This window comes from Streptomyces sp. NPDC001108 (genome assembly GCF_053598535.1).
On sequence record NZ_JBSFKL010000003.1, the window covers coordinates 668,803 to 678,018 of the forward strand.

Annotated in this window: 2 protein-coding genes, 1 tRNA gene and 1 rRNA gene; 1 reads left to right on the top strand and 3 read right to left on the bottom strand. The window is 68.6% G+C overall.

The features are described from left to right. Nucleotides 1-42 precede the first annotated feature (42 nt). Complete coding sequence (locus ACWC97_RS11430) at nt 43-5,457, bottom strand: HAMP domain-containing protein (protein WP_450648790.1); 5,415 nt, start codon at nt 5,455-5,457, stop codon at nt 43-45. A gap of 399 nt (nt 5,458-5,856) precedes the next feature. Here ACWC97_RS11430 and ACWC97_RS11435 point away from each other — a divergent pair, with 399 nt between their 5' ends. Beyond that, the gene (locus ACWC97_RS11435; protein WP_352279591.1) at nt 5,857-8,502 is read left to right on the top strand and encodes a SpoIIE family protein phosphatase; all 2,646 of its coding nucleotides are present in this window, start codon (nt 5,857-5,859) and stop codon (nt 8,500-8,502) included. Between the two features lie 80 nt (nt 8,503-8,582). Here the strand turns inward: ACWC97_RS11435 and ACWC97_RS11440 are convergent. After that, nucleotides 8,583-8,655: transfer RNA gene (locus ACWC97_RS11440), tRNA-Thr, on the bottom strand. Between the two features lie 291 nt (nt 8,656-8,946). Then, nucleotides 8,947-9,063, bottom strand: a 5S ribosomal RNA gene (gene rrf, locus ACWC97_RS11445). Between the last annotated feature and the right edge of the window lie 153 nt (nt 9,064-9,216).

Sequence of the window (9,216 nt, forward strand, 5' to 3'; positions counted from 1 at the left end):
CACAGTCGATCAGCAACTCATCGTGATTCGCCCAGTAAATGATCACTTCCCATGCATCCACTGCTCCATTACGGAAAGAAGGTGATCAGGGTCGACGGGCTTGGTGACATAGTCGGAGGCGCCGGATTCGATCGCCTTCTCCCGGTCACCCTTCATCGCCTTCGCCGTCAACGCGACGATCGGCAACCCGGCGAACTGCGGCATCCGACGGATCGCCGTCGTCGTGGCGTAGCCGTCCATCTCCGGCATCATGATGTCCATCAGGACGACCGCGACGTCGTCGTGCTGCTCCAGGACCTCGATCCCGACCCGCCCGTTCTCCGCGTAGAGCACCGTGAGGCCGTGCTGTTCGAGCACGCTGGTGAGCGCGAAGACGTTGCGGATGTCGTCGTCGACGATGAGCACCTTCTCGCCGCGGAAACCGAACGTCCGGCGCGCCTCGGGCTCCTCCTGCGGGGCGAGCTCCCAGGGCTCCTGCGGTGCCGACGGCGCCGCTCCCCTCGACGGCGACGGCAGGGCCGGCCGACGCTCCGCGCTCTCCAGGCTCTTGCGGCGGCGCCGCATCAGCCCGGAGACGCCGGCCGCGCCCGAACCGGAGGACGGGGCCGCCGGCTCGACGGCCGCGCCGGTCTCCGGCGGCAGCCCTTCCCCGCCCGTCTCACCGGACTGCGGGTAGCCCGGCTGCGGCAACTCCCGCGGGTGCAGCGGCAGATACAGCGTGAACGTCGAGCCGCGGCCCGGTTCGCTCGCCGCGTGGATCTCGCCGCCCAGCAGCCGGGCGATCTCCCGGCTGATGGACAGCCCGAGCCCCGTGCCCCCGTACTTGCGGCTGGTCGTGCCGTCCGCCTGCTTGAACGCCTCGAAGATCACCAGCATCTTGCTGGACGCGATCCCGATACCGGTGTCGGTGACCGAGAACGCCATCAGATCGGCGCTCGCGTCCTGCAGCGAACCGGCCTCCAGGAGCTGCTCCCGGATGGCGTGCGGCACGTCCTCGTTGGCGAGCCGGATCACCAGCTCCACCGTCCCGCTGTCGGTGAATTTCACCGCGTTGGAGAGCAGATTCCGCAGCACCTGCAACAGCCGCTGTTCATCCGTGCGCAGCGTCGCGGGCAGTTCCGGAGACACCCGTACGGAGAAGTCGAGCCCCTTCTCCGCGGTCAGCGGCCGGAATGTCGCCTCCACGTAGTCCACCAGCTGGACCAGCGCGATCCGGGTCAGGCTGACGTCCATCTTGCCCGCCTCGACCTTCGTCAGATCGAGAATGTCATTGATCAGCTGGAGCAGGTCGGAACCGGCCCCGTGGATCGTCTCGGCGAATTCCACCTGCTTCGGCGAGAGATTTCCCTCGGCGTTGTCCGCGAGCAGCTTCGCCAGGATGAGCAGCGAGTTCAGCGGCGTACGCAGCTCGTGCGACATATTGGCCAGGAACTCGGACTTGTAGCGCATCGAGACCGCGAGCTGCTCGGCGCGCTCCTCCAGGATCTGCCGGGCCTCTTCGATCTCGGTGTTCTTGACCTCGATGTCGCGGTTCTGCCGGGCCAGCAGTTCGGCCTTGTCCTCCAGTTCCGCGTTGGATGCCTGCAGCGCCTTCTGCCGGTTCTCCAACTCCTGCGAGCGGTCCCGCAATTGCACGGCCAGTTCCTGCGACTGTTCGAGGAGTTTCTCGGTCTTCGTATTGACGCTGATGGTGTTGACGCTCGTCGCGATCATTTCGGCGAGCTGGTTGAGGAAATCGCGCTGGATGTGGGTGAACGGCTGGAACGACGCCAGCTCGATCACGCCCAGCACCTTCCCCTCGAAGAGGACCGGCAGCACGATCACATGCGCGGGCGGCGCCTCCCCCAGTCCGGAGGCGATCTTCAGGTACCCCGGCGGCACGTTGTCCACCTGGATGGTCCGCTTCTCCTCTGCGGCCGTACCGATGAGCGTCTCGCCGGGCCGGAACGAGGTCGGCATCGAGCCCGCCGAATAGCCGTAGCTGCCCCGCATCCGGAGCTCGTACGAGCCCTCCTCCTCGCTGTCCGCGCCCACCCCGGTGTCGCCGGTCGGCATGGCCAGGAAGAACGCGCCGTGCTGGGCGGAGACGACCGGGGTGAGCTCGCTCATGATCAGCGAGGCCACGTCGTCCAGGTCGCGGCGGCCCTGCATCAGGCCGGAGATCCGGGCGAGGTTGCCCTTGAGCCAGTCCTGTTCCTTGTTGGTCGCCGTGGTGTCGCGGAGGTTGGCGATCATGGTGTTGATGTTGTCCTGGAGTGCCTGGATCTCACCGGCCGAGTCCACGTCGATCTTCAGATTGAGATCGCCCCGGGTCACGGCGGTGGCCACGGCCGCGATGGCCCGCACCTGACGGGTGAGGTTCCCGGCCATCTCGTTCACCGACTCGGTGAGATCGCGCCAGGTGCCGTCGACGTCCCTGACCCGTGCCTGACCGCCCAGCTGCCCCTCCGTGCCCACCTCGCGGGCGACCCGGGTCACCTGCTCCGCGAAGCTCGACAGCTGGTCGACCATCGTGTTGATCGTGTTCTTCAACTCCAGGATCTCGCCCCGGGCATCGATGTCGATCTTCTTGGTGAGGTCGCCCTTGGCGATGGCGGTGGTGACCGTGGCGATCTGGCGCACCTGTCCGGTCAGATTCGACGCCATCGAGTTCACCGACTCGGTGAGGTCCTTCCACGTCCCGGAGACCCCGGGCACCCGCGCCTGGCCGCCCAGCTCGCCCTCCGTACCCACCTCACGGGCGACCCGCGTCACCTCGTCCGCGAACGACGACAGCGTGGTGACCATCGTGTTGACGGTGTCGGCGAGTTCGGCGACCTCGCCGCGCGCCTTGACCGTGACCTTCTTGCGCAGATCGCCGTTGGCGACCGCCGAGGAGACCCGGGAGATGTTCCGCACCTGACTGGTCAGGTTGCTGGCCATCAGGTTGACGTTGTCGCTCAGGTCCTTCCAGATGCCGGTCGCCCCCGGCACCCGTGCCTGGCCCCCGAGGATGCCCTCCGTACCCACCTCGCGCGCCACACGCGTCACTTCGTCGGCGAAGTTGAGCAGTTGGTCGACCATCGTGTTGACGGTCGTGACCAGTTCGAGGATCTCGCCCCTGGCATCGACGGTGATCTTCTTGGAGAGGTCGCCGTTGGCGACCGCGGTGGTGACCTCTGCGATGTTGCGGACCTGGATGGTCAGGTTGTTCGCCATCCGGTTGACGGACTGGGTCAGGTCCTTCCACGTACCGGACACCCCCTGCACCTCGGCCTGACCACCGAGCATGCCCTCCGTGCCGACCTCGCGGGCGACCCTCGTCACCTGCTCCGCGAAGTTCGAGAGCTGGTCGACCATCGTGTTGATGGTGTTCTTCAGCTCCAGGATCTCCCCGCGCGCGTCCACGTCGATCTTCTGCGACAGATCACCCCGCGCCACCGCCGTGGCAACCTGCGCGATGTTACGGACCTGAGCGGTCAGGTTCCCCGCCATACCGTTCACCGAATCGGTCAGGTCACGCCACACCCCGGCAACACCCGGTACCTGCGCCTGGCCGCCCAGCCGACCGTCGGTGCCGACCTCCCGGGCGACCCTGGTCACCTGCTCGGCGAAGGCGGAGAGCTGGTCGACCATCGTGTTGATGGTGTTCTTCAGCTCCAGGATCTCCCCGCGCGCGTCCACGTCGATCTTCTGCGACAGGTCACCCCGCGCCACCGCCGTGGTCACCTGGGCGATCTGGCGGACCTGGGAGGTGAGGTTGCCGGCCATGAAGTTGACGGAGTCGGTGAGCTCGCGCCAGGTGCCCGAGACCCCCTCCACCTGGGCCTGCCCGCCGAGCCGCCCCTCCGTACCCACGTCCCGCGCCATCCGCGTCACCTGGTCGGCGAAGCTCGACAGCTGCGCCACCATGGTGTTGACGGTGTTCTTCAGCTCCAGCATCTCGCCCGCGACGTCCACGGTGACCTTCTGGGACAGGTCACCGTTGGCGACCGCCGTCGTCACCTGCGCGATGTCCCGCACCTGCCCCGTGAGGTTGCGGAACGCCGCGTTCACCGAGTCGGTCAGGTCCTTCCACGTTCCCGCCGCCCCCGGCACCTCGGCCTGACCGCCCAGCCGGCCCTCGACACCGACCTCGCGAGCCACCCGGGTCACTTCCGAACCGAACGCCTGGAGCTGGGCCACCATCGTGTTGACGGTGTTCTTCAGCGAGAGCATCTCCCCCGCGACGTCCACGGTGACCTTCTGGGACAGGTCGCCGTTGGCGACCGCCGTCGTCACCTGCGCGATGTCCCGCACCTGAGTCGTCAGGTTCCGGAAGACCGTGTTCACCGAGTCGGTCAGGTCCTTCCAGGTCCCCGCCGCCCCCGGCACCTTCGCCTGACCGCCCAGCCGGCCCTGGCCGCCCACCTCGCTGGCCACCCGGGTGACCTCGTCGGCGAAGACCCGCAGCGTGGCGGTCATCTGGTTGATGGTCTCGGCGAGCTGCGCGACCTCGCCGCGCGCGCTCACCGTGACCTTCTGGGAGAGGTCCCCGTTGGCGACCGCCGTCGTCACCTCGGCGATCCCGCGCACCTGGGAGGTGAGGTTGCCCGCCATCGTGTTGACGGAGTCGGTCAGGTCCTTCCAGACCCCGGCCACGCCCGGCACCTCGGCCTGACCGCCGAGCTCACCCTCCGTACCCACCTCGCGGGCGACCCGCGTGACCTCGGAGGAGAACGACGACAGCTGGTCGACCATCGTGTTCACGGTGTTCTTCAGCTGGAGCATCTCGCCGGCCACGTCGACGGTGACCTTCCGCGACAGGTCGCCCTTGGCCACCGCAGTCGTGACCAGCGCGATGTCCCGCACCTGCAGCGTCAGCCGGTGCGCCATGGTGTTCACGGAGTCCGTGAGGTCCTTCCAGGACCCGGACATCCCGCGCACCTGGGCCTGGCCGCCCAGCTTGCCCTCGGTGCCCACCTCGACCGCGACCCGGGTCACCTGCTCGGTGAACGCGGACAGCTGGTCGACGAGGCTGTTGACCGTACGGGCGACCTTCAGGAACTCGCCGCGCAGCGGCCGTACCGTCTCGTCGGAGGCGTGCGACCTCAGTTCCATCCGCTGCTCGAGATCGCCGTCGGCCACCGCCGACAGCACCCGCCCGACCTCCGAGACCGGGCGGGCCAGGTCGTCGACCAGCTCGTTGGAGGCCTCGATCGCGGCGGCCCAGGAGCCCTCGCAGGCACCCTGCTCCAGCCGCTCGGTCAGCTTGCCCTCGCGCCCGACCACCCGCCGCACCCTGGCCAGCTCACCGGTGAGGTGCAGATTACGGTCCGCGACCTCGTTGAAGACCGCGGCGATCTCCGCCATCACGCCCTCGCCGGAGACGGTCAGACGCCTGCGGAAATTCCCGTCGCGCATCGCCACCAGACCCGCCAGCAGTCTGTTGAGCGCTGCCGCGTCGACGTCGATGGTTCCATGGCGCTGTTTCCTCACGGACTGTCCGCCTTCTGTGCGCGTGTTCCTGCCCCGCGCCGCCGTGCCAGACTCCACCGTGTCCCTCCCGCAGGGGTTGACCGTATCGCTCGGGCCGTATCTGGGAGCTTGCCCAGTTCTTGTTTTGGCTCACCACCACAGCCACCGTCGACGGGTGACCATGGGGACGTCAAATCGTTGAAACGTACCAGGTGCGCCTGTGCGGGGGTGCGACCTCCGGACGTCGCCCCGCGCCGATCCGCCGGGAAGCCCACACTTGTCCGGTCGGCGGCCCGTTCCGTTCGCTCCTGTCCGAACTCGCCCCTCGTGTACCCGGTACCGGGAACGAGCGTCTAGCCTGGCAGGCGTATCGAAGCGGCGAGAAACGGGCACAGGACTCGGGGAAGCGACGAGACACCAATGGGGAGTGCTGTGATCACCGCGCGTGCGGCCGCCACCTTCGAACCGGTCGGACGCTCCGTCGCGACCGCCCGCGCCTTCGTGCGCGACACCCTCCAGGGATGGGGCTACACGGACGTCGTCGACGACGCGGTCGTCCTCACCAGCGAGCTGGTCACCAATGCCGTGATCCACGCGGGCACCGCCGCGGACGTCCTCTGTCTGCGCACCGAGGACGGTGTGCGCATCGAGGTCTCCGACCACTATCCGGAGCGTGAGGTCCCGCTCCAGGGAGCCGGTCCGGAATTCGGCAGCCCGGACCGCGAAGGCGGTCGCGGGCTGCTGCTCTGCGCGGCGCTCGCCACCCGCTGGGGCGTCGAGTACTCACCCGCCCGCAAGCACGTCTGGTTCCAGCTCGACCTGCCCGAGCGCCCGGTCGGCATCCGCTCGGCCGGCCCGCTGCTCCCCGTGGGGATGCTGCCGGTCACCGACGAGCGGGTCCGGGTGGCGGTCGTCCAGATCGACGGCAGCGACGCCATCGCCACCTGGAACGAGGACGCGGCATACCTTTTCGGCCATACCGCCGAGCAGGTCGGCGGAAAGCAGTTCACGGACTTCACCGCTTGGCCCCAGACCCCCGGCACCAGCACGGGCATCGCCGACGCCCTCCGGCTCTCGCGCTGGGAGGGAAGTTACGGGATCCGTGATGTCGACGGCCGGATCGTCCCCGTCTACGCCTCGCACCTCAGGATCCGCGACACGAACGGCGAACCGTCGACGGTCTGCCTGCTCGTCCGCGACTACGAACGCGCCGTGCTCCAGTCGCCGCCGCGCGCCCCGGTCTCCGACACGGCCACCGAGAGCGGCAAGACCGACCCCTTCGAGGTCTTCATCGGCTCCCCGGCCCCCGACGACCTCGACGGCCTCCTCCAGCGCACGGTCGAGCGCGCCCGCGACATGCTCGACGCCGACGCCGCCTTCCTCCTGCTGGCCACGGACGACGAGACGGAGCTGGAGGTACGGGCCACCACGGGGCTGCCCTCCGCCCGTCAGCGCTTCGCCCGGGTGCCGGTGGAGGCCGGCACCGGACGGTACGGCTCCGCCCGGATGCCCGCCGTCCACGAGGACCTCGACAACGTCCCGGGCGCCGTGCCGCTCCTCGCGGGCACCGGCATGCGTTCCGTCGTCACCGTCCCGCTGAAGGTCGAGGGCCGGCTCACGGGCTCGCTCGGGGTGGCCGCCGAGGCGGCCGGCCGGTACACGAACGAGGAGGCCCTGCGCCTCCAGTTCGCCGCCGACCGGATCGCGCTGGCAGTCGAGTCGGCCCGCCTCGGCGAACTGGAGCGGCTCCGCCGCGGCTCGCTGTCGTTCCTGGTGGAAGCCTCCGATCTGCTCGCCGGAACCCTCGACCGGGACCAGACGCTGGCGCTGATGGCCCAGATGACGGTGCCGACCCTGGCCACCTGGTGCGCCGTCTACACGATCGCCGACCAGGTCTCCGAGCCGGACCTCTCCTACGTTCTCCACGAGGACGAGGACCGCATCGACGGCCTCAAGGCCCTGCTCTCCCGCATCCCGCCGCCGGAACCCGTGCCGACCCCCGGGGTCCGGGTCTGGACCGCCCCGTCCGAGGCCGCGCACCAGGCGGCGCTGCGCGGTTCGATGCGCACGCTCGGCCTCGCCGAGAACAGTCGGCTCGGCGAACCGGGCAGGCTCGGCCCCGATGTCCGTACGACGCTGGCCACCGCGGCCGCCGTGGGCGGTGAGACGGTCGTGCTGCCGCTGGTGGCCCGCAACCGCGTCATCGGCATGCTCACGCTCGGCAAGCCGTCCGACGACCATTTCCGCCAGGAGATCCTTGAGCTGGCCGAGGACCTCTCCCGCCGTGCCGCGCTGGCGCTGGACAACGCCCGTCTCTACTCGGAGCGCATGGCGATCAGCAAGTCCCTCCAGCGCAGTCTGCTGCCGCCCGGGCTGCCAGAGATCCCCAACGTCGAGATCGAGGTCATCTACCGGGCGGCCGGCGAGGGCAACGAGGTCGGCGGCGACTTCTACGACGTGTTCCCGATCCGTGACGGCGCCTACGGCTTCGCCATCGGCGACGTGTGCGGTACGGGCCCGCAGGCCGCGGCCGTCACGGGCCTCGCCCGGCATGCGCTGCGGCTGCTGGCCCGCGAGGGCTTCGGCGGTCCCGCCGTCCTGGAGCGGCTCAACGCGGCCATCCTCGACGAGGGCTCCCGCAGCCGCTTCCTGACCCTGCTGTACGGCGAGCTGTGGCCCCAGGAGGACGGGAGCGCCCTGCTGAAGGTGGTCTGTGCGGGGCACCCGCTCCCGTTGCGTCTGCGCCAGGACGGCTCGGTCGAGGCAGCGGCCGAACCCCAGCCCCTTCTCGGCGTCATCGAGGACCTCGAACTGTACGAGCAGACGGTCACCCTCGACCCCGGCGACGTGCTCCTCTGTGTCACCGACGGCATCACGGAACGGCGTGAGGGCTCCCGCATGCTGGGCGACGACGGCCTGGCGGACGTTCTGGCGACCTGCACCGGTCTTACGGCGGGTGCGGTGGCCGCGCGCATTCTGCGGGCGGTGGAGCGCTTCGCCGCCGAGCCCGCCTCGGACGACATGGCCATCCTCGCCATGCGGGTACCGGAGCCGCCTGCCGCATAGCCCGGGTTGGGTATCAACGAGATTCGAGCACCAACGAGAAAGGCCCCCGCCAACTGGCGGGGGCCTTTCTTTTTCTTCTGAGCCCCAATGCGGAATCGAACCGCAGACCTTCTCCTTACCATGGAGACGCTCTACCGACTGAGCTATTGGGGCCTTGCTGCCCTGCGGCAACGAGCTAAAGCATACCCTGAACTCAGGGATGGTCAAAATCGCTGTCCGAGGCGGCCTCTGACGGGCTCTCATGGCTCCCACAGCCCCGGCAGGAACCGCGCGCCGGCCCGGTCAGGACCGCACCGACCTGCCGACGCACCGCCGCCCGGTCGGTCCGGCATCGATCCACGCCGACACGGAATCGAGCCCCGGCCACCACAACGGCCGGGAAATGGGGGTAAACGCAGAAAAGCCCCGTGTCCACAAAGGACACGGGGCTTTCCCGTAAAAGAAGTTCGGCGGCGTCCTACTCTCCCACAGGGTCCCCCCTGCAGTACCATCGGCGCTGAAAGGCTTAGCTTCCGGGTTCGGAATGTAACCGGGCGTTTCCCTAACGCAATGACCACCGAAACACTATGAAATTCTGAACCAACCGGACAACAACACGGCAGTTCGTTATTTCAGAACAAACACAGTGGACGCGAGCAACTGAGGACAAGCCCTCGGCCTATTAGTACCAGTCAGCTCCACCCGTCACCGGGCTTCCACATCTGGCCTATCAAC